A 25,369-nucleotide genomic window follows, 5' to 3' on the forward strand; every position below is an offset into this window, starting at 1 on the left:
TCTCACCTCAGCGCGGCCGGAAAGTGAAAGGCGCAGAACAGAACCGCCGCGCAGAACAGGCCGGATGCTGCGGCCGCCGCCGCGTCCAGGCCGGACATGTGGAGCTGCTTCATTTTAGTGCGTCCTTCGCCGCCGTGATAGCAACGGCACTCCATCGCCATCGCAAGGTCGTAAGCTCTGCGGAACGACGACACGAACAGAGGGATCAGGATCGGGATCAGCGATTTGATCCGCTGCATGAACCCGCCGCTTTCCAGGTCGGCTCCCCTGGCCTTCTGCGCGTTCATGATCTTGTCAGTTTCCTCGAGCAGCGTCGGCACGAACCGCAGCGCGATCGTCATCATCATCGCGATCTCATGGACCCCGACATGCAGGACCTTGAGCGGTTTCATCAGGCGTTCCAGCGCATCGGTCAGCTGGGTCGGGGAAGTCGTGAACGTCAGCACCGAGCTGAACAGGATCAGGCTGAAGATCCGCACGGCAACGAAGACCGCATTGCTGATCCCGCCGTCCGTGATCCGCATGGTGAAGCCCGGAAAGCGCTGGCTCCAGACGGTGGTCCCGCCGCCGTAAAACAGGTTCAGGACGAAGGTGAACGCGACGATGAACAGGACGGCCTTCAGGCTTTTCAGATACTGATTCAGCGGCACGCCGGACAGGAGCAGGACGGCGGCCATCAGCAGGAGCATCAAAGCAAGGCCCTGAAAATTCGTCGCGACAAAAATAAAAACGATAAAAGCAAAGGTGATGATGATTTTCATGCGCGGGTCCAGACGGTGAATCAGCGAGTCCCCGGGAAAATACTGGCCCAGCGTGATGTCTCTAACCACGGGCGGCGCCCCCTTTCTTCAGCAGCGGCAGAAGCTGCTCCACCGCCTGGTCAACCGTCAGGGAAGGCTCGACCGGGCAGCCGTGTTCCCGCAGCGTCAGCAGGATCTTGGTGATTTCCGGGACGCGCAGCCCCATCTTCTCCAGCTCCCGCCCGCGCGCAAAGACTTTTTCGGTTTTGTCCAGCATCACGGCCTTTCCGCCGTTCATGACCAGCACCCGGTCCGCCACGCGCGCGATGTCCTCCATGCTGTGGGAAACCAGAATCACCGTGTTGTTTCTCTGCCGGTGGTATGCGCCGATCTGGCGGAGCAGCATGTCCCTCCCGCGCGGGTCGAGGCCCGCCGTCGGTTCGTCGAGGATCAGCACGTCCGGGTCCATCGCGATCACCCCGGCGATGGCCGCCCGGCGCTTTTCGCCGCCGGAAAGCTCAAACGGGCTTTTCCCGAGCAGCTCGTCCGGCAATCCGACAAAACGCGCCGCCTCCCCGGCCCGATCCTTCGCCTCGCTCTCCGAGAGGCCCATGTTCTGAGGCCCGAAGCAGATATCCTTCAGAACGGTTTCCTCAAACAGCTGATGCTCCGGGTACTGGAACACCATGCCGACCTGAAAGCGCACGCCGCGGATCTTTTTCGGCTCGGCCCAGATATCCTTTCCCTTGAGCAGCACCTGACCGGACGTCGGTTTCAGCAGCCCGTTGAACTGCTGAATCAGCGTGGATTTGCCGGAACCGGTGTGACCGATCAGGCCGAGAAACTCGCCCTGTTCGACAGAGATGTTGACGTGGTCCACGGCGGTCTTCCGGAACGGGGTTCCCTCGCCGTACAGAAAAGTGAGTTCTTTGGTTTCAATGACAGGCATTTGTCTCTCCTATATTTCCCGACCTTTTGAGCAAAGGCTCCAGAGCCGCGACGCATTCCTCAGCATTCAGGACTCCGTCCCGCAGGGGAATCCCTGCGGATTTCAGACGGTAAATCAGCTCCGTGGACTGCGGAACGTCGAGCTGATGTGTCTTGAGCAGTTCCACCTGGGAAAAAACCTCCCTCGGCGTTCCCTGTGTCAGAATTTTGCCGTCGTCCATCACGACGACGCGGTCCGCACCGACCGCTTCGTCCATATAATGCGTAATCAGGACGATGGTAATTCCTTTTTCACGGTTCAGACGGTGGATCGTTTCAAGGACCTCGTCGCGCCCGCGCGGGTCCAGCATGGCCGTCGGCTCGTCCAGCACGATGCAGTCCGGCTGCATGGCGATGATCCCCGCGATGGCGATCCGCTGCTTCTGCCCGCCGGAGAGCTTGTACGGCGCGTGCAGGCGGTAATCGTACATCTCCACCGCTTTCAGCGCGTCGTCCACCCGCTCGCGGATTTCCGGCGGCGGGACGCCGAGATTTTCCGGACCGAAAGCCACGTCTTCCTCCACGATGCTGGCAACCAGCTGGTTATCCGGGTTCTGAAGGACCAGGCCGACCCTCCGGCGGATCTCGATCTTCAAATCCTCGTCGAGCGTGTCGAGGCCGTCGACATAGACCTTGCCTCCGCTGGGGAGCAGCATGGCGTTGAATTCCTTCGCCATAGTGGATTTTCCCGATCCGTTACGCCCCAGCAACGCGACAAATTCACCCTTTTGAATGCCGAGTGAAACGCCGTGGAGAACTTCGGGCGCATTCTTATCCTCCTGCGATTCATAGGAAAACGTGACGTCTTCCGCCCTGATATAATCTTCCATCAATCCTGTTCCGTCCTTTGCTGCGCCGCAGCTCAGCCGCGCATTTTAGTCTGATTCAGTCTTTCCCTGTATTCTTCCCGGTCGATCAGCCCCGCCTCATAAAGGCTTCTCCATTGCTCTTTCCCGCTGGAAAGGAAATCCTCCCCGGGGGCGGCCTGATTGGATTCCGCACGCGCTTTGGACCTTTTTTTCGAATCCGGGAAAGCGGAGGGATTCCCCTGCAAACGCCGTTTCCCGCCCGGACGCAGGTCTCTGTTTTCCGAGCCGCTCCTCAGCCTGGTGAATACCCAGTACGCCCCGGACAGGAGCGCGGCCAGGGCGAGAAGATAAAGCACGCTGATCGAAATATGGGAGTCGACGGCCTTCGGAATCAGCTTGACCGCGGCGACCAGCAGCACAAAGGCCGCGCCTGCTCCATTCTTCTTTTTCTTCTCCACGCGAAAACCTCCCTTTCCCGATTCAATCCGCCCGCCATACCGCCGTGCCTCCGCACGGCAGAACCAGCCCGCTCCGCGTGACGGGCAGTCCGATCTCTCCGGAGGATAGTCTCCCTTTGAAGCGCCCATTGACCAAAACGCCCAGAATATATTCCATGACCGCAGGGGACAGCCCCGCGGTGTACGAATTTAAAAGGAAAAACAGCGGATCGCGCGAAAGCAGCGGCACGCATTCCCCGACCAGCGCGTAAATCTGTTCCTCCAGCTTCCAGACCTCCCCGCCCGGCCCCCGGCCGTAGGAGGGCGGGTCCATGATGATCCCGTCGTAGGTATTGCCCCGGCGCTGCTCGCGGCGGACGAATTTCTGGCAGTCGTCGACGAGCCAGCGCACAGGTCGGTCCGAAAGGCCGGATTCCTCCGCGTTTTCCCTCGCCCAGGAAACCATCCCCTTGGATGCGTCCACATGGCAGACCCCGGCCCCGGCTTTCAGGCAGGCAAGCGTCGCCGCGCCCGTGTAGCCGAACAGGTTCAGGACCCGGACCGGGCGGCCCGCCTTCCGGATCAGATCCATGACAAGATCCCAGTTGACGGCCTGTTCCGGAAAAATCCCGGTGTGTTTAAATCCCATCGTTTTCAGGCGGAACGTAAGGTCCCCGTAGCGGATGTTCCACACGGGCGGCACGCTCCGGAGCACCTGCCAGCTTCCGCCTCCGGCGGAGGAACGCCGGTAGCGGGCGTCCGCCTTATCCCACAGAGGGTCTTTCTTCGGCGTATCCCACAGGACCTGCGGGTCCGGGCGGATCAGGATCACTTTTCCCCACCGCTCCAGCCGTTCTCCTCCGGAGGCGTCGATCAGTTCATAGTCCTTCCAGTCTGCAACTCTCAATCCAATCTCCTCAGACTGCCGGGAAATCGCGCAACCGTAAATTGCTTTGCAATTCTGCTTGCTGCGTTGGCTACGCTTTCCTTGCACGATTTTCGACGGTCTACAAGTCATTGATATCTCTCTAGGCGAGCCGGTCGCGGAGAACACCCGCGATGGAATTCGCGACCTGAGCGATCTCCTCTTCGTCCTCCCCTTCGACCATCACCCGGAGCAGCGGCTCCGTGCCCGACGGGCGGACCACGACCCGGCCTCTGTTTCCAAACCTTTTTTTGGCGGACTCCACCGAATCCTTGACCTGCGGATCGGTGTAAAAGCGCAGCTTTCCGTCCGGCTTTACCTCGACGTTGACCAGCACCTGCGGGTAACGCGTCATCAGGGTCGCAAGGCTTGAAAGCTTTGCCTCCCTCCGTTTCAGGATGCTGAGAAGCTGGGCGGCCGTCAGCTGTCCGTCGCCGGTCGTGGCAAAATCGTGGAAAATAATATGGCCGCTCTGCTCGCCGCCGAAGTTGTAACCTTCCAGCAGCATTTCCTCCAGCACATACCGGTCGCCGACCTTCGTCGCCTCAAACTTGATGCCGTCGTCCGCGCAGAAACGGTTGAAGCCCATATTTGTCATGATGGTGCCCACCACGGTATCTTTCGCCAGCTTGCCGCGGGATTTCAGATCGGCCGCGCAGATCGCCATGAGAAAATCGCCGTCCACCAGGCGGCCGTTCTCATCCACGGCAAGGCAGCGGTCTGCGTCCCCGTCAAACGCGACCCCCGCGTCCAGATGGTTTTCACCGACAAAGCGCATCAGATTTTCCATGTGGGTGGACCCGCACGCGTCGTTGACGTTGATCCCGTCCGGATGGTCCGAAAGCATATGACACTCCGCGCCCAGTTCAGAAAACAGCAGTTCCGCCGTTCGGCTGGCGGAACCATTGGCACAGTCGACCGCAATCTTCATGCCGGTCAGCGCAAACGGCACGGTGCATTTAATGTGATCCACATAGTCACGCACGGTGTTCGGGGCATCCGACACGCTTCCGACCGCTCCGCCCACCGGGCAGGATGGCTGGATCGCGTGGTCCAGAACGATCGACTCGATCTGTTCCTCCAGCGCATCCGGCAGCTTGTATCCGTCGCCGCTGAATATTTTGATCCCGTTGAATTCACAGGGGTTGTGCGAGGCTGTCAGCATGACGCCGGCATCCGCCTTGTATTTCCCGACCAGAAACGCGACTGCCGGGGTTGGAACGACTCCGAGCCGGACGACGTTCGCGCCCACGCTGCAAAGCCCGGCGGTCATGGCCGCTTCCAGCATGTCGGAAGACAGGCGGGTGTCCTTGCCGATCAGTATTTTCGGATGGCGGTGGGCGCTGTCGGTCAGCACCATCGCGGCCGCCCTTCCGATGCTCATGGCGAGTTCGCAGGTCAGTTCGCTGTTCGCAATTCCGCGGACCCCGTCCGTTCCAAATAATCTGCCCATAAAATCTCTCCTGTATGAAACCTGTCCGAACCGGCAGGCTCGATTTCATTTTTGTCAGTGCGCTTTTGCGCGGGGCTCACTGTTTTCTGTTTATTATGTCGCGTACTGCATCACGCTGTCAAGCGTGTTCCCGCTGACCACCACAATATCCCCCGGCAGTATCTGGGTAAAGCCCTTCGGGACCAGCACGCGGCCGCCCCTCCGGATCATGACCACAAGGATCTCCTCCGGGAGATCCGCCTCCATGATCGACCGTCCCGCCCAAGGATGGTCTTCTTCCACCCTGATTTCGAGCAGCTTTGTTCCCGAATCATCCACATAGTCGTTAAAGGTTCTTGTGACACTCGCTTCATAGTCGACCAGCCCAAGTTTTTTTGAAACCGCAGGCAGCAGGGAGCCCTGAATCGCAACGGAAAGCAGGGAAACAATGAAGACCAGATGAAAAATATCGTTTTTCAGGCCGGCAATGTAGGAAACAGCGTAAATCGCAAACACGATGGAAGCCGCGCCGCGGAGGCCGACCCACGAAACCAGCAGCATCTGCCGGAACGAAAACCGGAACCAGCTCAGAATGGCGAAGACCGCCGCGGGCCGTGCCACCACCATCAGGAACAGCGCAAGCAGGATTCCCTTTCCAAGGACCGCCGGGAAGTGGGAGGGAAACGAAAGCAGCCCCAGCATGAAAAACAGCAGGATCTGCATCAGCCAGGACACCCCGTCGAAAAAATGGACCAGCGACTTTTTGTAGAGAATTTTGCTGTTTCCCAGAACAATCCCCACCAGATATACGCAAAGGAGGCCGTTTCCGCCGAGCCACTCGCAGAACGAATAGGAAAAAGCCGCGATGGCCAGGACGAAGATGGGGTACAGCCCCTCGATTTCAAAGCGGACCCTGCGCAGGAAAAGCGACGACGCGAAGGCCAGCGCAAACCCCAAAACCGCCGAAACGGCGATCTGTTTGACCAGCAGAATCCCGATCGGCCCGCCTCCCGACGTCATCGCCTGAATCGACGTCAGGGTCATCAGATAGGCAAACGGATCGTTGCTTCCGCTCTCAAGCTCCAGCAGCGACGCCAGACCTCCCTTGAGGTTCAGGCTCCTGGACCGCAGAATGGCGAACACCGCGGCCGCGTCCGTCGAGGCGACGACGGATCCGACCAGCATTCCCTCCTGAAACGGCATGCGTAAAGCGGTGGCGCAGAACAAAGCGGTCAGGACGGCCGTGACCGCCACGCCGGCCGTGGAAAGCATCAGCGCGGGGACGGCCACCGGCCGCGCCACTTTCCATTTCGTGCCAAAGCCGCCGTAAAACATGATCAGCATCAGGCCGATGGAACAAAGATTCTTCGCAAGGCCGTAATCATCGAATTCAAATCCCAATACGCCGTCGGACCCGCACAGCATGCCTAAAACAAGAAAGATCAGGAGCGTGGGGATCCCGAAGCGGTAAAGCAGTTTGCTGGATAAAATGCAGGCAATGACAACTGCCGAGAACGCAATCATCCATATTGTCATTCTTACACCTTCTTCTCTAGTTCATTTTCCGGCTTCGCTTCCTTTTTTTATATTATTTATATGAATCAAGTTTGTTTAAAACAGTTTTTGCTGGCCCGGATCTTCCCTGCCGGCAAATTCAAGCCCCAAGTGCTCATAAGCCGCCGCGGTCGCACAGCGTCCGCGCGGCGTGCGGTTCAAAAATCCAATCTGCATCAGATACGGTTCATAGATATCCTCGATCGTGACGGCCTCTTCGCCGATGGCGGCCGCAAGCGTTTCCAGCCCCACCGGGCCGCCGTTGTAAAATTTGATCAGCGCGCGGAGCATCCTCCGGTCGTTCGCATCCAGCCCGAGCGCATCGATTTCCAGCCGGTCCAGGCCGATCCGGGCCGATTCGCATGTGATGGTGCCGCCCGAAATGACCTGCGCAAAGTCGCGCACCCGCTTGAGCAGCCGGTTCGCGATGCGGGGCGTCCCGCGCGAGCGCGAGGCGATCTCCAGCGCGCCGTCCGCCTCGATCGGGATTCCAAGAATTTTCGCGCTGCGCGTGACGATCCGCGCCAGCTCCTGCGGCGTATACAGCTCCAGGCGCAGCACCACGCCGAAGCGGTCCCGCAGCGGCGCGCTGAGCTGACCGGCGCGGGTCGTCGCGCCGACCAGTGTGAAGCGCGGCAGCGGCAGATGGTAGGAAGCCGCCATCTGTCCCTTGCCCGTGATGATATCCAGCGCGAAGTCTTCCATCGCGGGGTACAGGATTTCTTCCACGCTGCGCGAAAGCCGGTGAACCTCGTCGATAAACAGCACGTCTCCGGGGCTCAGATTTGTCAGGATCGCCGCCAGGTCGCCCGGCTTTTCGACCGCGGGCCCCGAGGTGATGCGCAGATTTACGCCGAGCTCGTTCGCGATGATGCCGGCCAGCGTCGTTTTCCCGAGGCCGGGCGGACCGTAAAGCAGGACGTGGTCCAGGCTTTCCTTTCGCTGTTTGGCCGCCTCGATAAAAACGGAGAGATTTTCCTTGACTTTTTCCTGGCCGATGTACTCCGCGAGGGTTCTGGGGCGCAGGGGATTTTCAACCTCAGCGTCCTCCGGCTCATACTCCGGGGCGACGACGCGGTTCTCAAAATCGTATTCGTTTTCGTTATCTTTCTCGTGATCCGTGTATGCCATTCCTCAGCCTCCTCCCCGTCAGCCCCCCTGTTTTCCAGCGTCAATCGTGCGCAGCGAGAGGCGGATCAGCTCCTCGACCGGCAGGGCGCTGTCAAACTGCGCGACGATGGCGGACGCGTCCGAAGGCGAATAGCCCAGCACGGAAAGCGCCTCCACCGCCGCAGCCGCATGCGAAGACGCGGAAACGGCGCCCGCGGCAGACGTGATCGTCCCCTCCGTTCCGCCGAGGTCGCGCACCCGGTCGCGGAGCTCCAGGCAGATGCGCTGCGCAAGCTTCGGTCCGACCCCGCTCGCCCGGGTCAGCGTTTTGCTGTCGCCCGTGGCGACGGACGCCGCGACCTGTTCCGGCTTCAATTCCGATAAAATGGCGAGACCGGCTTTCGGCCCCACGCCGGAAACGCCGGTCAGCATTTTGAAACAGCTCAGCTCCGCCTGGGTGGAAAATCCGAACAGATCGAGCGCGTCCTCCCGGACGTTCAGCACGGTGAACAGCTTCGCCTGCGCGCCGATCTGCGGCAGGGCCCGCTGCGTATTCAGGGAAGTAAAGCATTTGAACCCCACGCCGCCGCACTCGACCACGGCGATCCCCGGTTCCATATGGGTCAGGGTCCCTTTGACACTGTAAATCATGATTCCTCCGTTACGACCGGTTCCGAAGCGAAATCCCGCCCGAAAGCATCGCCCGCCTTGTGGCCGACCCGGCCGCCTGACCGTGACAGACCGCCATCGCCAGCGCGTCGGCGGTGTCGTCCGGTTTCGGAACTTCCTTCAGGCAGAGCAGACGCCGGGTCATCTCCATCACCTGCGGTTTCTTCGCCTGACCGTATCCGGTCACCGCCAGCTTGACCTGCAGGGGGGTGTATTCAAAAATGTGCGCGCCCGACTGATGGGCGGCAAGCAGGATGACGCCGCGCGCCTCCGCCACGCCGATCGCGGTTTTCTGGTTGTTCTGAAAATAGAGCTTCTCGATCGACACCGCGTCCGGCTTCCATTTTCTCATGACGGCGCATAGCCCGTCGTAGATGCTCTCAAGCCGCACGCAGAAATCCTCTCCGGCGCGGGTTTCCACGGCGCCGTGTTCCAGCGGAACAAACCTTCCCCGTTCCGCCCTGATGAGGCCATAGCCTACGATCGCATATCCCGGGTCGATTCCGAGGATCACCATCGCGCCGCCTCCCTTCCGGAAAATATTCGTTTTATTATATCACAAATGCCATGCCGATGGAATACCGCGCCATGAATTTGAACGGATGTGCGGCGTCTTCCTTTTAAACGCCGATAAAAGGCGTATAATAAAGAAAAAAGGACGGTGCGTTCCATGCTTGAAAAAATAGATCTGAAAAAGAGCGTTTCCAGAGAGGAATACAAGGCCCGCTCCAAAAAGCTTCGGGAACGCCTTTCCATCCTGCAGCAGCAGGTGCGGAAAAAGAAGCTGCCCGTCATCGTCCTGTTCGAAGGCTGGGGCGCGGCGGGAAAGGGCGAGCTGATCTCCGACCTGATCCTGAATCTCGACCCGCGCTGGTGCAGGGTGCATTCCGTGACGCGGCCGACGGAACTGGAGCGGAGGAAGCCGGTTCTGTGGAGGTACTGGAACTTCATCCCAAAGGCCGGGGATTTTTCCGTGCTCGACCGCAGCTGGTATATGGACGTTTCCACCGCCCGGCTGGAAGAAGATATGAGCGCCGAAGAGCTGACTCGCCGGCTCAACAGCATCAACACCCTAGAGCGCGAGCTGACGGACGCAGGGTATCTCATCATCAAGTTCTTCGTGCACATCAGCAGGAAGGAACAGAAAGAGCGCTTCGAAAAGCTGGCGAAGGACCGAAACACCCAATGGCGCGTGACCGAACAGGACTGGAAACGGAACCGGCAGTATGAAAAATACTGCGAATCATTCAATGAGATGATCGGCTATACAAATACGGCGGCCGTCCCCTGGCACCTGCTCTCCGGCATGAACCGCCGGGCCGCGGCGCTGGATGTTTTTGAGACCGTCATCGCGCGGGTCACGGAAGCGCTGAACCCAGGCCCCGAAGCAAGGGCCGCCGAAGGGCCCATCCGGCCCGGCTCTTATCCCTTTCTGACGATGCCGAAGCTGTCCGAAGTTTCACTGGACCGCACGATGGATGAAGACGAATACCACCGGCGGGTCGAGGAGGACCAGAATCTGCTTCGCGAGCTGCACAGCGAACTGTACCTGAAAAAAATACCGGTCATCCTCGCGTTCGAGGGCTGGGACGCCGCCGGAAAGGGCGGAACCATCCGGCGCGTGGCAAAGGCGCTCGACCCGCGCGGATATCAGGTCGTCCCCATCGCCTCCCCGACCCCGGACGAGGCGGCCCGGCATTACCTTTGGCGGTTCTGGAAGAACCTTCCGCGCGACGGGCATATCGCCATCTTCGACCGGACGTGGTACGGCCGCGTTCTGGTGGAGCGCGTGGAGGGCTTCTGTACCGAGAGCGACTGGCGGCGCGCCTACCGCGAAATCAACGAATTCGAGCGCGAGCTCGCCGACTGGGGCGCGGTGATCCTGAAATTCTGGCTTCAGATCGACAAGGACGAGCAGCTCCGCCGCTTTCAGGCCCGCCAAAACAGCCCCGAGAAAAACTGGAAGATCACGGACGAGGACTGGCGCAACCGCAGCAAATGGGACCAGTACGAAATCTGCGTCAACGACATGCTGAAATACACATCGGTAAAATACGCGCCGTGGCATATCATCGAATCGCAGGATAAAAAATTCGGGCGGATCCAGACTCTGGACCTGATCACGGACGCCATCCGGGAACGGTGCGGTGAAAAGCGCCCGCACGGCAAAAAAGAGGATTGATTTTTCGCAGGAAACAACGTATCATCAAAACAGAAGCAGAAATCGGAGGTGTTTTTCAATGATCGGAATCATCGGGGCAATGGAGGTCGAAGTGCAGGACCTGCTCGATTTGATGCCGGAGCGCAAAACGGAAACCGTCAGCGGGATCGTTTATCACAGGGGACTCATCGAGGGAGTCGAATGCGCGGTCGCCCGATGCGGGATCGGAAAAGTGGCGGCCGCCGTCTGCGCCCAGACCATGATCCTGCGGTACCGCCCCTCCGCGCTGCTGAACGTCGGGGTCGCGGGCGGAACCGGCGCCGGGGTGAAGATCGGCGATGTGGTCGTCTCCAGCGCGCTGGTCCAGCACGACATGGACACGACCGCGCTCGGCGACGAAAAGGGATTTCTGAGCGGGCCGGACATCATCCGCATCCCGGCTTCCCCCAGACTGACGGAGCTGGCCGCGGCGGCGGCCAAATCCGTTTTCACGCCGGAAAAAATACATACGGGAGTGATCGCCACGGGCGACCAGTTCGTCTGCGACTCGGAACGGCTCGGCCGCATCGCGGACGAATTCGGTGCCGTCGCCTGCGAAATGGAAGGCGGAAGCATCGCACAGGTCTGCTATCTGAACGGATTGGATTTTGTCGTAATCCGCGCGATTTCCGACAATGCGAACGAACAGGCGGCGACGGATTTTACGACGTTTGCCGGCCGCTCGGCGCGGGAACTCACGCTGCTGATAAAGAATTTTCTCCCCAGGATTTAACAAAGGAGGAGCAGCGGATGGAACTGATCGACATCACCAGAGAGCTGTTCTCCTCTCCCCCGTATCCGGGCGACCCGGTTCCGTACCGGGACATCGTGCGCCGGATGGAGCTGGGGGACGACTGCAATCTTTCCGGCTTTTACGCCTGCTGCCACAGCGCCACCCATCTGGACGCGCCGCTCCATTTCATTCCGGGCGGAGACTCCATCGACAAGCTGGACCTTTCGCGCTGCGTCGGCCCCTGCACGGTCATTCCGGCTCAGGGCATCGTAACCGGGGCGGACATCGACCGGCTGGCGCCGAAGAGCGGGGACCGGCTCCTGCTGAAAGGGAACGGAGAGGCTTTTTTATCCAAAAGCGCGGCGTTCGCGCTCGTCGGGGCCGGTGTCCTGCTGGTCGGAACGGACGCGCAGAGCATCGGCGCTCCGGACGACGAGGAAGGCCCTCACGCGGAGCTGCTCGGCGCCGGGATTCCGATTCTGGAAGGACTGGACCTGACCGCCGTACAGCCGGGAGGCTATCGGCTGATCGCCCTGCCGCTGCTGCTGGCCGGCGCGGAGGCCGCCCCCGTCCGGGCCGTTCTGGCATGGGGCTGAACGCCTACCGATAAAAGCGGTATACCGCAACGACCTTCCCCAGGATCTGAACGTTTTTTGAATAGATCGGCTCAAACGCTGAATTTTCCGGCTGAAGGCGAACGCGGTCCCTCTCGCGGAACAGGCGCTTCACCGTCGCCTCATCTTCGATCAGGGCGACGACGATCTCCCCGTCGAGCGCCGTCTGCGTCTTGACGGCGACAACGAGATCGCCGTCAAGAATCCCCGCGTCCTTCATGCTTTCGCCCTTCACGTTCAGGGCGAAATACTCTTCATCCCCCGCCCGTTTGGCCGGGGAAAACGGCAGATATCCCTCGATTTCCTCCACGGCAAGGATTGGGTTTCCCGCAGCGACGCGCCCCAAAACCGGCACCTGTACGGTCGTCTGTTCCCCTGCGAGGTGAATGGCGCGGTTCAGCCCCCGGTCGCGGGTGATCAGCCCCATTTCCTCCAGTGATTTTAAATGCGCATGAACACTGGAAGTCGACTTTAAACCCGTCGCCCGGCAGATTTCCCTGACGGTCGGCGGCAGGCCGTTCTCCATTCTGCCTTTTAAGTAATCATAAACCTTCTGTTGACTCTTGGTCAGCACCGCAAACCCACCTTCCTTTTTGACGTTGTCACACCGTGAACCGAAAAGCCGCAAAACACGTGCTCAGCCCGCGTTCACGGGCAATGTTCCCTCAGGCGCCGGAAGCTCCTCTTCGGTCTACGCCGTGAGATTATTATACCATACTATCACGGAAAGTGGAAACAAATGTTTGCAAAGCGCCGGCTACAGCGGCGTTTTGCATGTATGACGGCAAAAAGCAAAATGGCGGACAGCCGGTCGGGGCCGTCCGCCACTCTCTTACTTTACCGTGATGACCGATACGGGGCAGCCCTCCTGTGCTTCGACCGCTTTGCCCTCCGAGCCCTCCGGCACATTTTCCTGATAGACTTCCGCAATCCCGTCGTCTCCCATGCGGAAAACCTCCGGGCATGTTTGTGGGCATAAGCCGCAGGAAATACAGCCGCTTCTGTCAAGACTTGCTTTCATGAACCAGTCTCCTTTCGAAAAGATATCTTTATGGTTTCCGTTTCCCTCCGATAAAATACAGCGGGGACCTGCGGAGGCAGACGCGGCACTTCTGTAAAAAAGAGCCAGTCCGTTCAAATGTTTTTTGGAAAAAATTCATAAGGTATTCACAGCCCATTCACAACTTTTTTGTGCATGGAAGATATAATATAGACGTAATCAAGGAGTTGGAGCCGCACCACTCTTTGGTTCATGTTCTACCCTCCTCAATATACCCCTCAAGCTAATGAAATCGGACCCGATCGGAAACGACCGGGTCCCTTTTCGGGTTTGATTCGCGCCTTTTATTAATCCATCTCTGAAAAAAATTCCTCCGACTTCTGCCTTTTCCGAATATCGGACCGTTTATGTGGTCAAAATAGGTTCGGAGGTGGCAGAATTGAATTTGCATATTCAAAAAAACGGCCGCAAAGGATCTTCAAAAGGTTTTTATATCGCTCTTGGGGTCTGCCTGATTGCCGTGGGCGTAGCGGCCTGGACGACCTATGACAGTGTGGTAAATTACGCGACGCCGGAGGATAAATCGCAGAGTGAACCGGTCCAGAGCACGGCGCCCGCCAACAATACGGTCAGCGGCGTATATGGAGAACCCGAAGCTTCCTCGCAGCCGGAGGTTTCATCCGTCGCCCCGGAGGCTGCTTCGTCAAAGCCGGCGGAATCGAAGCCTCAGAAAACGTCTTCGGTCCCCGACAAGCCCACGGCTGCCGAAGTAACATCCTACTCCTTCCCGGTTGGAAAAACGGTTGTCCAAAAGTTCAGCGCCGACCCGGTCTACTGTAAAACGACGCTCGACTGGCGCGCCCACACGGGAGTCGACCTGAGCGCAGAAAAGGGAGAAGATGTAAAAGCAATCGCAAACGGCACGGTAACCAAGACCTATAAAGACGACAAATACGGAAATATCGTCATTATTACACACGGCAGCGTGGAAGCCTGGTACTGCGGTTTGGATCAAATGAAAGTGAAGGCCGGGGACAAAATTGAATCCGGACAGGTCATCGGCACGGTCGGCACGGTCCCGATTGAGGCGGATGAAGAATCCCATCTGCACTTTGTCACAAAAGTGAATGGAGAATATGTTGATCCTTTGACCATACTGAAATAAAAATCCGGCGTCCGCCTGGGCGCCGGATTACTTATGATCCGAAGACGGCCGAATATCAAAAATGATTTGAAACTGCCGGCAAATTATGATATAATGAGTCTGTAAGTGAATACAGACAAATTTTAAGCTGCATTCTGTTCACAATATGTTCAACATTTATACAGAATCTGTTTTCATAATCGGAAACGATCCTGCTATAATGGTAAGGGAATTGGATTCAAACTGCTTGATAAGGAGGCAGAAATTTGAAAAAAGGCAAGGCAGCCGTCCTTGTTTGCGTAACCGGTCAGCGCGACTGTGACCGCTTGATTCGCGCGGGAAAAAAGATTTCCGACAGCCAGTCCGTCCCGCTTCAAGTACTGTGTGTTCAGCCTACTTCCGCAGGTTTCGACGCCGATTGCGAGGAATTGGAATATCTTCGTCAGACTGCAAAGGGCTCAGACGCCGAAATGTCCGTTTATTTTCACGATGACGCGCCGCTGATGGCGGCAGGATACGCAAAAAGTATTCAAGCGATGCACATCGTCACGGGTATGGCGGAGGCGCCGGTCAATGGATTCGTGGAGATCATACATAAGCTGTTGCCGCATATTCCGGTTTCGATGGTAGCCAAGGACGGGACGATTTACAACATCTGCCCTGTTAAAAACAGCGGCGGGCAGACAAAAAAATTAATTTACCAGAATTAATCAGATCGTGAAATAGATCACAGAATCGCTGCGGTACGCCGCGGCGATTCTGTTTTTTCCGTATTTTCAGAAAACAGTGATTCCCCCGCCCGCCATATCATATACATGAAAGAAAACAGAAATGTTCTATATTGAAGGTGAAATCGGCATGGTGATTTACAGAATCAGGCCCGGGGACAGCATTTACCAGTTATCCCGGCTGTACGGCATACCTGAACAGCAGATTCTTGAAGACAACCAGATCAGCGACCCGCGGCAGCTTGTGGTCGGCCAGGCTGTGGTGCTGATGACGGACCGCGTGGAACACACGGTCGGGTCCGGCCAGTCCCTTTATTCCATCTCCGCATTATACGGAATTTCGGCCGATCAGCTGATCGCAGCAAATCCTCAGATCACCGATCCGTCGCTGATCCAGCCGGGGCAGGTGCTGACCATACCGGTCACATCGGAGAAGCTTGGGTCGATCATCACCAACGGCTACGTTTACCCCGGGGTCGACCTCGACACGCTGAAGCGCACGCTGCCGCACCTGACCTTCGCCAGCATCTTCAGCTACATGGCAAAGGCGGACGGCTCGCTGACGCCGATCGAGGACGAAGCCGTGATCAGCGCCGCGCGCGCGCAGAATACGGCGCCGATCATGGTGGTCACCAACATGCGCCCGGAGGGCGGCTTCAGCAGCGAGGTCGCCGATGCGATCCTGTCCAGTCCTCAGGTTCAGGACACTCTTCTCGACAATATCGTGCAGACGATGCAGCAAAAGAATTATTACGGGCTGAATATCGATTTCGAATATATCTATCCCGCAGACAGGGAAAGCTACAACAGCTTTCTTCGGAAAACCGTTGAAAAGCTGCATCCGCTGGGCTACATCGTCCTCACGTCTCTCGCGCCGAAAACCAGCGCGGAGCAGACCGGCCTGTTGTATGAGGCACATGACTATCCCGTTCACGGGGACCTGGCGGATTACGTCATTCTGATGACCTACGAATGGGGATACACCTACGGCCCGGCGCGCCCGGTCGCACCGCTGAATCTGGTGGAACAAGTGATCAAGTACGCGGTCTCCGTGATTCCTCCGGAAAAAATCCTGATGGGAATTCCCAACTACGGCTACGACTGGACCCTCCCCTTCGTGCGCGGGACATCCGCCCGCTCCCTGACAAATCCCGGCGCCGTGGAACTTGCCGCCCAGGTCGGTTCCCATATTCTCTTCGATGAAGAAGCGCAGTCGCCCCATTTTGATTATTATTCCTCTGACGGCAAAAAGCACACCGTATGGTTTGAAGATGCCCGGAGCATCCGCGCCAAACTGGAGCTTGCCCACCGGTATGGCCTTGCCGGTGTCAGCTATTGGACGGCCAACAGTTACTTCTCTCAAAACTGGCTGGTGCTTTCTTCTCTTTTCGATGTCACCAAAGTGCTGTAATGAAACGGTCCGGCCGCAAAATCGCAGCCGGACCGTTTCGATTTGTGCAGGGCGTTTAAAGGCGGCCCTGCAGTGCCGTTAAAAATTTCCGGGACAGCACATCGTACTCGTTATTCCGGAGAATATACTCCCGCCCGCGGCAGCCCATTTCCTCCAGCTCTTCCTTCGTGCAGGACGACAGCTTTTCCGACGCCCGCGCGATGGCCGCGCTGTCCTCCGGCGGGATCGAAACGCCGCATCCCGCTTCGGCCACCATGTCGTTCGGCGCGTCGATCGCAAAGATGACGGGCTTTCCCGCCATCATGTAGTCCATCAGCTTGTTGGGGCTGACGCCGAACCGAAACAGCGGCTGGCGCTGCAGACCGATGTACAGCGCATCCATCTGGCTCAGGAGCTCCGGGATCTGCCCGCGCCCGACCGGAGGCAGGAACGTGACCACGTCCTCCAGCTTTTTATCCTTCGCCTTCTGAATCAGCCGCTCGCGCTCCGGCCCCGGCCCGATCAGCAGAAGGCGGATTTTTTTGCCGCAGAGCAGTTCCCCGGCCTCCACAAAGCTGTCAAGCGCATTGGCGATCCCGTGCGCGCCGGCGTATCCGATCAGGAATTCCCCCTGCTCGTGAAAGCGGAAGAGCTGTTCGCTGTAGACCGGAGGCTCCCCGAACGGCTTCTCCCAGTCGGCCTTTTCGATCCCGTTCGGCACATAGACAAATTTTTCCGCAGCCATGCCGTGCTCCACCATGTGCTCCTTCGCGTTCGGCAAAAGCGAAACCACGCGGTCGCTGTGGCGGTAGCAGTAGTTCTCCGCCGCCTGCATCACACGGATGTACGGGTGCTTCGGGCTCATTCCACCAAGCTCGATCGGGCTGAGCGGCCAAAGGTCATGCACCTCGTAGATTAATGACGCCCCATATTTTTTTGCAATATGATACGCCGGGTAAATATCCAGGGGATAGGTGGAAGAGGCAATGACCGCGTCCGGCGCGCCAGCCTTTGCGAGTTCTTTTTGATCGCGGTACAGCCCGCTGAGAAACGACAGCATATTCTTGACCCGGCCCATTCCGTTTCCATGATATTCCGGACCGGCAATCCAGAAATAGCGGATTCCATCGAGCATCTGCTCATCGAACTTCTTTCCCTGAAGATCCGGGTTCTTTGTGCGCAGGTGCGAATAGGAGCTGGCCGCGATGGTCACATTGTGCCCGTCCTGCGCCCAGCGCTTTGCCATGAACCAGGGGCGGAATTCCATTCCGTGAAGCCGGGAGCCCGCGTAGTGATTGATATAGAGAATGTTCACGCCGCGCCTTCCCCCATTCGCGCAACTGCGGCCGCGACTCTGCCCGAGGCGTTCCCGTCGCCGAACGGCAGCTTCGTCCGCGCTCCGGGATCCACTTTTGTATTGACCGCTTTCTCATAGATTTCTTCCGTTTCCAGCGCGGACAGCACGTTCCAGTTTCCGGCGAGAGTTTCCACCCACTCGGTTTCACTCCGCAGCGTAACGCAGGGCACCTCTAAAAACCAGGCCTCTTTCTGCAGGCCGCCGGAATCGGTCAGGACCTGGCAGGCATTGGAGGTCAGCAGCAGCATTTCCAGATAGCCGACCGGATCGATCAGCTGGATGTTATGGAAACCGCACTGCGAAACGGCCTGCTCCGCCAGCGCACGGGTGCGCGGATGAATCGGAAGGACGACTTTCTGCGGCAGGCGTTCAAACGCGCGGAAAATCCGCTCAATCGCCGTGAGCCCTCCGTCCGTCGTTTCGGCACGGTGCAGCGTCGCCAGACGGTACTGCTTCGGCTCGATGCCGAGCTGCTCAAAAATCGCCGTCTTCTCCGGATTCCCCTGTGCTAATTTGGAAAAATGGAGAACGGAATCCAGCATAACGTCGCCGCTGTTGTACACGCCCGCCGTCACGCCTTCTTTCGCCAGATTCCGGACAGCCGTTTCCGTCGGGCAGAACAATAGATCGGAGATATGGTCCGTCAGAACACGGTTCAGCTCTTCCGGCATCCGGCGGTTGAAAGAACGAAGCCCCGCTTCCACATGCAGAACGGGAATATGGAGCTTGGCGGCGGCCAGCGCGCCCGCCAGCGTGGAATTGGTGTCCCCGTAAACAAGCAGCGCGTCCGGTTTTTCCCGAAACAGCACTTCTTCAATCTTCATCAGCATTTCGCCGGTCTGCTTCCCGTGGGTGCCGCTTCCTACGCCGAGGTTGTATGCCGGTTTCGGAATATTCAGCTCCTGAAAGAAAACGTCCGACATGTTGCGGTCATAATGCTGCCCGGTGTGGATGATGACCTCATCGCAGACCTTCGCAAGGGCCATCGAAACCACGGAAGCCTTGATAAACTGCGGCCTCGCGCCGACTACGGTTACCAGTTTCATGATCGGCTCCCCTCAGTTGACCCGCACGTCTTTATGCGTCATATCGAGCGTTGAAAATTCAAGGCTGTCGAATTTTACCGGCAGGCCCGTCTTCTGGGACTTGTAGGCCGCCAGGATGATCTTCATCCCCTTGATTCCCTCTTCTCCGCTGACCAGCGGAGAAGTGTGGCTGTCGACCGCCTCGATATAGTTCCGATAGAGCGCGTTATGGCCGCTGCCGTACACGTCCTTCGGGTCTGTTCCGGCCAGCTTTTCCACCTCCGCGTCCTGCGCGGCGGGAGATGCGAAATTCCAGGTCTGGATGCGGTTGACCGCGAGTCCGCCGATCACAGCCGTGCCGGTCTCCCCAAACAGGGAGAGTGTCTCCTCCAGGTTCTTTGGGTAAACGCAGGCGGTCCCCTCCACAATGCCGATCGCGCCGTTTTTAAAGCGGATCAGAATCGATCCGAAATCCTCCGCCTCGATGTCCCGCAGATAATTCCCGGTCATCGCCATAATGGTATCCGGTTCTCCGCCCAGGCTCCACTGCAGCAGGTCGATTCCGTGGATGCACTGATTCATCAGCGTCCCGCCGTCCTGCGCCCATGTGCCGCGCCACGGCGCCTGTTCGTAATAGGGCATCGAGCGGTTCCACAGGACGCGGGCGGTGCCGCTGACCAGTTTGCCGAACCGGCCGTCCTCCAGCGCTTTGTGCAGTTCCCGCACCGGCGCGTTGAACCGGTTCTGGTGGCAGACGCCGATCGTCACGCCGTGCGCCTTCGCTTCGCTGAGCATCTGCTCGGCGTCTTTGGTGGAAAGAGCCATCGGTTTTTCCACCAGCACGTTTTTGCCCGCGCGGATGCACTCCAGCGCGATCTGCGCATGGTAGCCGCTCTCCGTCGCAATGGAACAGCAATCGATTTCCAGTTCCTCAAGGGCCTTGCGGTAATCGGCATACACCTTCGGCCGGTAGCCGGCGGCCTTTTGACAGTCGTCCGCCTTCTGTTCCGCCTTTTCCGCCATCGGATCACAGACGGCGGCAAGCTCCATGATATCTTGGTTGGCCGCAGCCGCGGCAATATGATTTTTGGAGATCCGGCCGCAGCCGATCAGGATAAAACGGTATTTTTTCATTACAATCACCTGTTTTTCATTTACTATCTTGCATCCCTAATACATTTCCTATTCAGAAATATCGGCATGGCGGTGAAAAAAGTCCGCCGCCGGGAATTTCCTCAGACCGTCCCGCCGGACAAGTCCATTTTCTTCCACAAACCGAACGACGGGCCGAAACAGGCGGGCAGTGCCTGCGGAAGTATCCCCGACCCGTCCCGCCAAACAAAGCGATTCCTTCCACAGTCTGAACGGCGGGCCGGTGAGTGCAGCGTCACGCTGCCTGAAAAATCCCCCGCTTTCGCCGGAAAGCCGGGGGATTTTAATTAAAGCAGCTCGATGTTGGAACGGTTCTCGACATCCTTCATCGCGTTGCGGGTGTCGAACACTTCCTGCGAAAGCGCCTGAATCTTTGGATAGTCAAAACACGAATGGGCCGTACAGAGAATGACGATGTCCGACGATTTCAGCATTTCGTCCGTCAGTTCCTTCGCGCCGGTGTGGACTTTGTCTTTATATTTATATTCCGGAATATATGGGTCAAAAAACGTTGTGTCCGCTCCCTTGGAGATGAGCAGGTCAACCACGTTGAGCGCCGGGCTTTCGCGGTAATCGTCGATATCGGCTTTATAAGCGACACCGAGGACCAGCACCTTCGCGCCGTTCATCGCCTTTTTGTCCCGGTTCAGGACCTCCATCGCGCGCTGCACCACATATTCCGGCATTCCCGTGTTGATCTCGCCGGAGGTTTCGATCAGCCGTGTGTGGTAGTCGTACTCGCGGGCTTTCCACGCCAGATAGAAAGGATCGAGCGGAATGCAGTGGCCGCCGAGACCCGGGCCCGGATAAAACGCCTGAAAGCCGTAGGGCTTTGTCTTCGCGGCCTCGATGACCTCCCAGACGTTGATCCCCATGCGGTGGCAGATGATCGCCATTTCGTTGACGAGGCCGATGTTGATGTTGCGGTAGGTGTTTTCCAGCAGCTTTTCCATTTCCGCCACAGCCGGGCAGGAAACCTCAAAAACCCCGCCGGCCAGCACGCTGCGGTAAAGCGCCGCGGCGACCGTCGTGGAATCGGAACCGACGCCGCCGACCACCTTCGGGGTGTTTTTCGTCTTGTACTGCTTGTTGCCCGGGTCGACGCGCTCCGGGGAGAACGCAAGGTAAAAATCCTCGCCGCAGGTCAGGCCGTTCGCCTCAAAAATCGGCTTGAGAAGTTCCTCGGTCGTGCCCGGATACGTGGTGGATTCCAGGATGACCAGCATGCCCCCGTGGGCATATTTGGCTACGGATTCCGCAGAGCCCTTGACGTAGCTGATATCCGGCTGCTGATATTTGTCGAGCGGGGTCGGCACGCAGATCGCCACGGCGTCCACCCCTTCGATGAACGAAAAGTCTGAGGTCGCGGAGAGCTTTCCGCTTTCCACCATATCCTTCAGCGTGTCGCCGACGATATCGCCGATATAATTGTGGCCCCCGTTTACGGATTCCACTTTTTTCGCCTGAACGTCGAACCCGATCGTCCGGTAGCCCGCTTTGGCAAACTCGACGGCGAGCGGAAGCCCGACATAGCCGAGCCCGACAATGCCGACCACGGCTGTTTTCTTTTCAATTTTATCCAACAGTTCCTTTTTTACATTCGACATTTTATTTTCCTCGCTCCGTCAAATTAAAGATTCTTGAGTGCCGTGCAGACCATGCCGATCTCCTCGTCCGTGATATACCCGTGCATCGGCAGGCTGAAAACAATGTCGCAGAGCCGTTCCGCATCCGGCAGGTCACCCGCGCGATACCCCAAAGGCTCGTACACCTTCTGGAGATGAAGCGGCTTCGGATAGTAGACCATCGCCGGGATGCCTTTCGCTTTCAGCCCGTCCAGTATTCTCGTCCGCTCCTGAGGGTTCTCCGCTTTCAGAGTGTAATACCCGAAACCAGACGAAAATCCGTCTTTGATCACCGGCGTGCGGAATCGGCCTCCCAGAAGCTTTTCATATTGGGCCGCCGCCCGCCTGCGATGCTCGTTCTCCTCGTCGAACGCGTGCAGCTTCGGCAGCAGGATCGCCGCCTGCAGGGTGTCGAGGCGGGCGTTAAGCCCGATGCGCACATTTTCATATTTAAAGCTTCCCTTGCCATGCACGCGCAGGGACAGGAGAAGCTGACAGGCTTCCTCATCGTCGGTAAAAACCGCGCCGCCGTCCCCATAGCAGCCAAGCGCCTTGGCCGGGAAAAAGCTGGTTCCCGCGTATTTGCCGAACGAACAGGCCTTTTTCTCCCCGATCGCGCCGCCGAATCCCTGCGCGGCGTCTTCAATCAGGAGCAGACCGTGCCGCTCGCAGACCGCCTCGATCGCGGGGAAATCCGCCGGCTGACCAAACAGATCAACCGCGATGACCGCTTTGGGTTTCAGTTTTCCGTTTTTCAGGGTCTTTGCAATCTGCATTTCCAGGGACTTCGGGCTCAGATTAAACGTCTCCGGATCGGAATCGCAGAACACGGGAGTCGCCCCGCACAGGCTGACGACCTCAGCGGAAGCGAAGAAAGTGAACGCGGGAACGAACACCGCGTCGCCCGGTCCTATTTTTTCCGCCATCAGAGGCATCAGGAGCGCGTCCGTGCCGCTGCCGACAGAAACGCAGTATTTTCTCCCAACATAGGAGGCAAGCTCCTGTTCCAGCTGCTCCACCTGCGGACCGGAAATGAAATGGGAACTCTCGATCACACCGGCGATGCCGGCGTCGATTTCTTTCTTTAAACGGCGGTATTGAGCGCCGAGATCGTTAAACGCAAGCTGCATTATTTTCGTTCCTCCTTCAGGCCGTTTTCGCCTTCCACATATTTTCTGCCGCACTTCGGGCAGACGAGGCCCTCGCTCAGCTTTTCCCCGCATTCGCAGGCCCAGCCATGCTGACGGGCCGGGCTTCCCATCATGATCGCGTGGTCGGGCACGTCTTTCGTCACAACGCTGCCCGCCGCAATAAACGAATTCCTGCCGATGCGGTGCCCGCAGACGATCGTTGCGTTTGCGCCGATGCTCGCGCCGTCCCCCACAGGGGTGCGGGCGTAAAACTGCGTTCCCCGCTGCGGGTAACGGCAGCGCGGCCGCTGCACGTTGGTAAACACCATGGACGGCCCGCAGAAAACATAATCGCCGAGCTCAACACCCTCGTAAACGGATACATTGTTCTGGATTTTGCAGTAATCCCCGATTTTGACATTGGGCGCGATAAACACATTCTGGCCGATGGTGCAGCCGCCGCCCACGCTGCAGCCGCCGCTGATATGGCAAAAATGCCAGATTTTCGTCCCTGCCCCGATTTCGGCGCCCTCGTCCACACAGGCGCTTGGATGGGCGAAATATTTTTCAGATTCCTTCACAGACAAGCCACCGTTTCTATAGAAATATGGTCCACGGTCCCTTCCGCTTCCGCAGCGGGGCATGTCGGCGGCAACATGCCGCTTAACCTGTATATTATAGCCCCAAGCGTCCTCATAGTCAATCATCGCCGGCCCGGAATCAGCCATTGATTGACATTATCAGGGAATCGTACTATATTATTGGTATCTTTTGAGTTTTCCGGCATGATAATCAGATTATTTAGAAAAAATATAAAGAAAGCAGGATAAAGGATACAGTATGAATGATTTTCAGAAAAGGGATGCTTTTATCCCATATAATCTTCCGGACCTGACACAGGCTGAGATCGATGAAGTGGAAAAAACTCTGAAGTCCCTTTGGGTTGCGAAAGGCCCGCGCACCGTCAAATTCGAGCAGGAATTTGCGGAACATCTGGGCGCCAGGCATGCGGTCGCCATGAATTCCTGCACGGCCGCCCTTCACGTGGCGCTTTTATCCGCCGGAATCGGCCCGGGGGACGAGGTCATCACAACGCCGATGACGTTCGCTTCCACCGCAAACACCATCCTCCACTGCGGCGCGACGCCGGTGTTCGCCGACATCGACTATCAGACCGGCTGCATCGACCCGCAGGAAATCGAAAAGAAAATCACCAAAAAGACGAAAGCGGTCGTCCCGGTCCATTACAGCGGACAGGTCTGCGACCTGGACCGCATCTATCAGCTCGCCGACCGGCACGGCCTGTTTGTTTCGGAGGACGCCGCGCATGCTTTGGAGAGCCGCTACAAAGGCCGCCTGATCGGAAACGGCCTAAAAGGAGCCGCCTCCTACAGCTTTTATGCGACAAAGAACCTGACGACCGGAGAAGGGGGCATGCTCGTCACCGACAGCGACGACATCGACGCGAAAGCGCGCATCTGGGCCGGACAGGGAATGAGCCACAACGCCTGGAACCGCTATGCGAAGGGCGGCACATGGCGGTACGATATCTGTGAGCCCGGTTTCAAATACAACATGTTCGACATCCAGGCCGCGCTTGGTCTCGTACAGCTCTCCCGCATCGGAGAAATGCAGGCGAGGCGTCTCGCAATCGCAGAGAAATACCAGCGCGAATTCGGCAAAATCGACGCGGTGGAACCGCCGTTTGTTCCGGATTACGCAGAGCATTCCTGGCACCTGTACGTCCTGCGGATCGTCCCCGAGCTCCTCACCATTGACCGCGACCGCTTCATCGTGGAGCTGAACGCGCGAAACGTCGGCACCAGCGTGCATTTCATCCCGGTGACGGAGATGAGCGCCTATACCAAGCGGTACGGATTCAAAAAGGGAGATTTCCCAAGCACGGAAAAGCACTTTGAGCGCATCGTTTCGCTGCCGCTTTATCCGAGTTTATCGGAAGAACAATCGGATTACGTCGTGGCCGCCGTGCGCGACATCGTCGAGACCTATCATAAATAGTGCCGCTGTATTTCGGCACCCTGGCAAAACGAAAGGGTTCTCCCGCCGGGAAAACCCTTTTTTATTTGCCGGCCGCTGTCCGCCCCGGCCCGCACAGCCGAAGCGTTTCCACAACGGAACAGAATTTATCTGAAAAGCTGACAATGAAGCTCTCCCTGTATTTCGGGGGGATCGGCGTCAGCGGCCACATGTGCCGCAGGATGATATTCTTTTCCAGATCATTTAAAATAAATTGCCGCTGCGCGTTTTCCAGCGCCGTTCGGGGATGTGTAAACCCGTGCAATCCCTTCCTGCCGTTTTTTTCATGCCAGTCGTACAGAAAAAAATCGTGCAGCAAGGCACCCCGGATCATGCTCCGGCGGTCCACGGAGATCCCCAGGCGGCTGCTCAGCCACAAGCTGGTGTAAGCAACGGAAATACAGTGGTCAAGGCAGGACACATCGGCATGCTGAACAAAGGCGTCCATCTGCCGAACCAGGTCCGAACGAAGCAGCTCGGCAACACACTCACTAAAATACGCCTTTTCTCCTTCGGAAAGAACCATACCGTTTTCGCCTCTCGGTAGCCAGCGGCCAAAAAAATCACCGGC

Annotated in this window: 27 protein-coding genes; 8 read left to right on the top strand and 19 right to left on the bottom strand. The window is 58.0% G+C overall.

What is annotated here, in order from left to right:
- Positions 1–2: 2 nt before the first annotated feature.
- The 10 genes from EQM14_RS12770 to ruvC form a co-directional block, all read right to left on the bottom strand.
- The gene (locus EQM14_RS12770; RefSeq protein WP_128743557.1) at positions 3–830 is read right to left on the bottom strand and encodes an energy-coupling factor transporter transmembrane component T family protein; all 828 of its coding nucleotides are present in this window, start codon (positions 828–830) and stop codon (positions 3–5) included.
- The gene (locus EQM14_RS12775) at positions 823–1,689 is read right to left on the bottom strand and encodes an energy-coupling factor transporter ATPase (RefSeq protein WP_128743559.1); all 867 of its coding nucleotides are present in this window, start codon (positions 1,687–1,689) and stop codon (positions 823–825) included. Before EQM14_RS12775 ends, EQM14_RS12770 begins: the two co-directional genes overlap by 8 nt.
- On the bottom strand, positions 1,676–2,557 hold the full coding sequence (locus tag EQM14_RS12780; protein ID WP_442861495.1) for an energy-coupling factor transporter ATPase: 882 nt from the start codon (positions 2,555–2,557) through the stop codon (positions 1,676–1,678). The genes EQM14_RS12775 and EQM14_RS12780 overlap by 14 nt, the downstream gene beginning before the upstream one ends.
- Before the next feature lie 32 nt (positions 2,558–2,589).
- On the bottom strand, positions 2,590–2,994 hold the full coding sequence (locus EQM14_RS12785; RefSeq protein WP_128743561.1) for a hypothetical protein: 405 nt from the start codon (positions 2,992–2,994) through the stop codon (positions 2,590–2,592).
- Between the two features lie 22 nt (positions 2,995–3,016).
- On the bottom strand, positions 3,017–3,880 hold the full coding sequence (locus EQM14_RS12790) for a class I SAM-dependent methyltransferase (protein ID WP_128743563.1): 864 nt from the start codon (positions 3,878–3,880) through the stop codon (positions 3,017–3,019).
- Between the two features lie 121 nt (positions 3,881–4,001).
- A complete protein-coding gene (glmM, locus tag EQM14_RS12795) occupies positions 4,002–5,351 on the bottom strand; it encodes a phosphoglucosamine mutase (protein ID WP_128743565.1) in 1,350 nt (449 codons plus the stop codon).
- A gap of 93 nt (positions 5,352–5,444) precedes the next feature.
- On the bottom strand, positions 5,445–6,866 hold the full coding sequence (locus EQM14_RS12800; RefSeq protein WP_128743567.1) for a potassium/proton antiporter: 1,422 nt from the start codon (positions 6,864–6,866) through the stop codon (positions 5,445–5,447).
- Between the two features lie 75 nt (positions 6,867–6,941).
- Positions 6,942–8,015, bottom strand: coding sequence for a Holliday junction branch migration DNA helicase RuvB (gene ruvB / locus EQM14_RS12805; protein WP_128743569.1), 1,074 nt, complete (start codon positions 8,013–8,015; stop codon positions 6,942–6,944).
- Between the two features lie 18 nt (positions 8,016–8,033).
- Positions 8,034–8,645 (bottom strand): Holliday junction branch migration protein RuvA, encoded by a 612-nt coding sequence (gene ruvA / locus EQM14_RS12810; RefSeq protein ID WP_128743571.1) that lies wholly within the window; start codon positions 8,643–8,645, stop codon positions 8,034–8,036.
- A gap of 10 nt (positions 8,646–8,655) precedes the next feature.
- On the bottom strand, positions 8,656–9,180 hold the full coding sequence (ruvC, locus tag EQM14_RS12815) for a crossover junction endodeoxyribonuclease RuvC (protein ID WP_128743573.1): 525 nt from the start codon (positions 9,178–9,180) through the stop codon (positions 8,656–8,658).
- A gap of 153 nt (positions 9,181–9,333) precedes the next feature.
- Between ruvC and pap the strand changes: the two genes are divergently transcribed.
- From pap to EQM14_RS12830, 3 genes are read left to right on the top strand one after another with little or no spacing between them, the layout of a single operon-like run.
- Complete coding sequence (gene pap, locus EQM14_RS12820; RefSeq protein ID WP_128743575.1) at positions 9,334–10,845, top strand: polyphosphate:AMP phosphotransferase; 1,512 nt, start codon at positions 9,334–9,336, stop codon at positions 10,843–10,845.
- A gap of 58 nt (positions 10,846–10,903) precedes the next feature.
- The gene (locus EQM14_RS12825; RefSeq protein WP_128743577.1) at positions 10,904–11,596 is read left to right on the top strand and encodes a 5'-methylthioadenosine/adenosylhomocysteine nucleosidase; all 693 of its coding nucleotides are present in this window, start codon (positions 10,904–10,906) and stop codon (positions 11,594–11,596) included.
- A 17-nt stretch (positions 11,597–11,613) separates the two neighbouring features.
- A complete protein-coding gene (locus tag EQM14_RS12830) occupies positions 11,614–12,192 on the top strand; it encodes a cyclase family protein (protein WP_128743579.1) in 579 nt (192 codons plus the stop codon).
- A 4-nt stretch (positions 12,193–12,196) separates the two neighbouring features.
- On the opposite strand, the gene lexA is transcribed toward EQM14_RS12830, so the two are convergent.
- Both lexA and EQM14_RS12840 read right to left on the bottom strand, forming a co-directional pair.
- Positions 12,197–12,784 carry a transcriptional repressor LexA gene (lexA, locus tag EQM14_RS12835; RefSeq protein WP_326974785.1) on the bottom strand — a complete coding sequence of 196 codons (588 nt, stop codon included), beginning with the start codon at positions 12,782–12,784 and terminating at the stop codon, positions 12,197–12,199.
- Positions 12,785–13,042: 258 nt separating this feature from the next.
- The gene (locus EQM14_RS12840) at positions 13,043–13,231 is read right to left on the bottom strand and encodes a ferredoxin (RefSeq protein WP_128743580.1); all 189 of its coding nucleotides are present in this window, start codon (positions 13,229–13,231) and stop codon (positions 13,043–13,045) included.
- Between the two features lie 409 nt (positions 13,232–13,640).
- On the opposite strand from EQM14_RS12840, the gene EQM14_RS12845 reads away from it, so the two are divergent.
- The 3 genes from EQM14_RS12845 (at position 13,641) to EQM14_RS12855 (ending at position 16,493) form a co-directional block, all read left to right on the top strand.
- Positions 13,641–14,375, top strand: a complete 735-nt coding sequence (locus EQM14_RS12845) for a M23 family metallopeptidase (RefSeq protein ID WP_128743582.1) — start codon at positions 13,641–13,643, stop codon at positions 14,373–14,375.
- 245 nt (positions 14,376–14,620) lie between these two features.
- Positions 14,621–15,064 (top strand): hypothetical protein, encoded by a 444-nt coding sequence (locus EQM14_RS12850; RefSeq protein WP_128743584.1) that lies wholly within the window; start codon positions 14,621–14,623, stop codon positions 15,062–15,064.
- Positions 15,065–15,212: 148 nt separating this feature from the next.
- Positions 15,213–16,493, top strand: a complete 1,281-nt coding sequence (locus tag EQM14_RS12855; protein ID WP_128744337.1) for a LysM peptidoglycan-binding domain-containing protein — start codon at positions 15,213–15,215, stop codon at positions 16,491–16,493.
- A 55-nt stretch (positions 16,494–16,548) separates the two neighbouring features.
- On the opposite strand, the gene EQM14_RS12860 is transcribed toward EQM14_RS12855, so the two are convergent.
- The 3 genes from EQM14_RS12860 to EQM14_RS12870 are packed head-to-tail and all read right to left on the bottom strand — an operon-like array spanning position 16,549 to position 19,988.
- Positions 16,549–17,787 (bottom strand): glycosyltransferase family 4 protein, encoded by a 1,239-nt coding sequence (locus EQM14_RS12860; protein ID WP_128743586.1) that lies wholly within the window; start codon positions 17,785–17,787, stop codon positions 16,549–16,551.
- Positions 17,784–18,875: a non-hydrolyzing UDP-N-acetylglucosamine 2-epimerase gene (gene wecB, locus EQM14_RS12865; RefSeq protein ID WP_128743588.1), complete on the bottom strand. Its 1,092-nt coding sequence runs from the start codon at positions 18,873–18,875 to the stop codon at positions 17,784–17,786. Before wecB ends, EQM14_RS12860 begins: the two co-directional genes overlap by 4 nt.
- Before the next feature lie 12 nt (positions 18,876–18,887).
- Positions 18,888–19,988, bottom strand: a complete 1,101-nt coding sequence (locus EQM14_RS12870; protein ID WP_128743589.1) for a Gfo/Idh/MocA family protein — start codon at positions 19,986–19,988, stop codon at positions 18,888–18,890.
- Positions 19,989–20,054: 66 nt separating this feature from the next.
- Between EQM14_RS12870 and EQM14_RS12875 the strand changes: the two genes are divergently transcribed.
- Positions 20,055–20,297, top strand: a complete 243-nt coding sequence (locus EQM14_RS12875; protein WP_128743590.1) for a hypothetical protein — start codon at positions 20,055–20,057, stop codon at positions 20,295–20,297.
- Here the strand turns inward: EQM14_RS12875 and EQM14_RS12880 are convergent.
- From EQM14_RS12880 to EQM14_RS12890, 3 genes are read right to left on the bottom strand one after another with little or no spacing between them, the layout of a single operon-like run.
- On the bottom strand, positions 20,294–21,613 hold the full coding sequence (locus tag EQM14_RS12880; protein WP_128743591.1) for a nucleotide sugar dehydrogenase: 1,320 nt from the start codon (positions 21,611–21,613) through the stop codon (positions 20,294–20,296). The two genes, EQM14_RS12875 and EQM14_RS12880, sit on opposite strands and share 4 nt — an antisense overlap.
- 23 nt (positions 21,614–21,636) lie before the next feature.
- Positions 21,637–22,761, bottom strand: a complete 1,125-nt coding sequence (locus EQM14_RS12885) for a DegT/DnrJ/EryC1/StrS family aminotransferase (protein ID WP_164919083.1) — start codon at positions 22,759–22,761, stop codon at positions 21,637–21,639.
- The gene (locus EQM14_RS12890; RefSeq protein WP_243112529.1) at positions 22,761–23,342 is read right to left on the bottom strand and encodes an acyltransferase; all 582 of its coding nucleotides are present in this window, start codon (positions 23,340–23,342) and stop codon (positions 22,761–22,763) included. Before EQM14_RS12890 ends, EQM14_RS12885 begins: the two co-directional genes overlap by 1 nt.
- Before the next feature lie 259 nt (positions 23,343–23,601).
- On the opposite strand from EQM14_RS12890, the gene EQM14_RS12895 reads away from it, so the two are divergent.
- Positions 23,602–24,780: a DegT/DnrJ/EryC1/StrS family aminotransferase gene (locus EQM14_RS12895; protein ID WP_128743592.1), complete on the top strand. Its 1,179-nt coding sequence runs from the start codon at positions 23,602–23,604 to the stop codon at positions 24,778–24,780.
- Positions 24,781–24,841: 61 nt separating this feature from the next.
- On the opposite strand, the gene EQM14_RS12900 is transcribed toward EQM14_RS12895, so the two are convergent.
- Positions 24,842–25,324: an HD domain-containing protein gene (locus tag EQM14_RS12900; protein WP_128743594.1), complete on the bottom strand. Its 483-nt coding sequence runs from the start codon at positions 25,322–25,324 to the stop codon at positions 24,842–24,844.
- Between the last annotated feature and the right edge of the window lie 45 nt (positions 25,325–25,369).

It is taken from the genome of Caproiciproducens sp. NJN-50 (genome assembly GCF_004103755.1).
Lineage (GTDB): Bacteria > Bacillota > Clostridia > Oscillospirales > Acutalibacteraceae > Caproicibacter.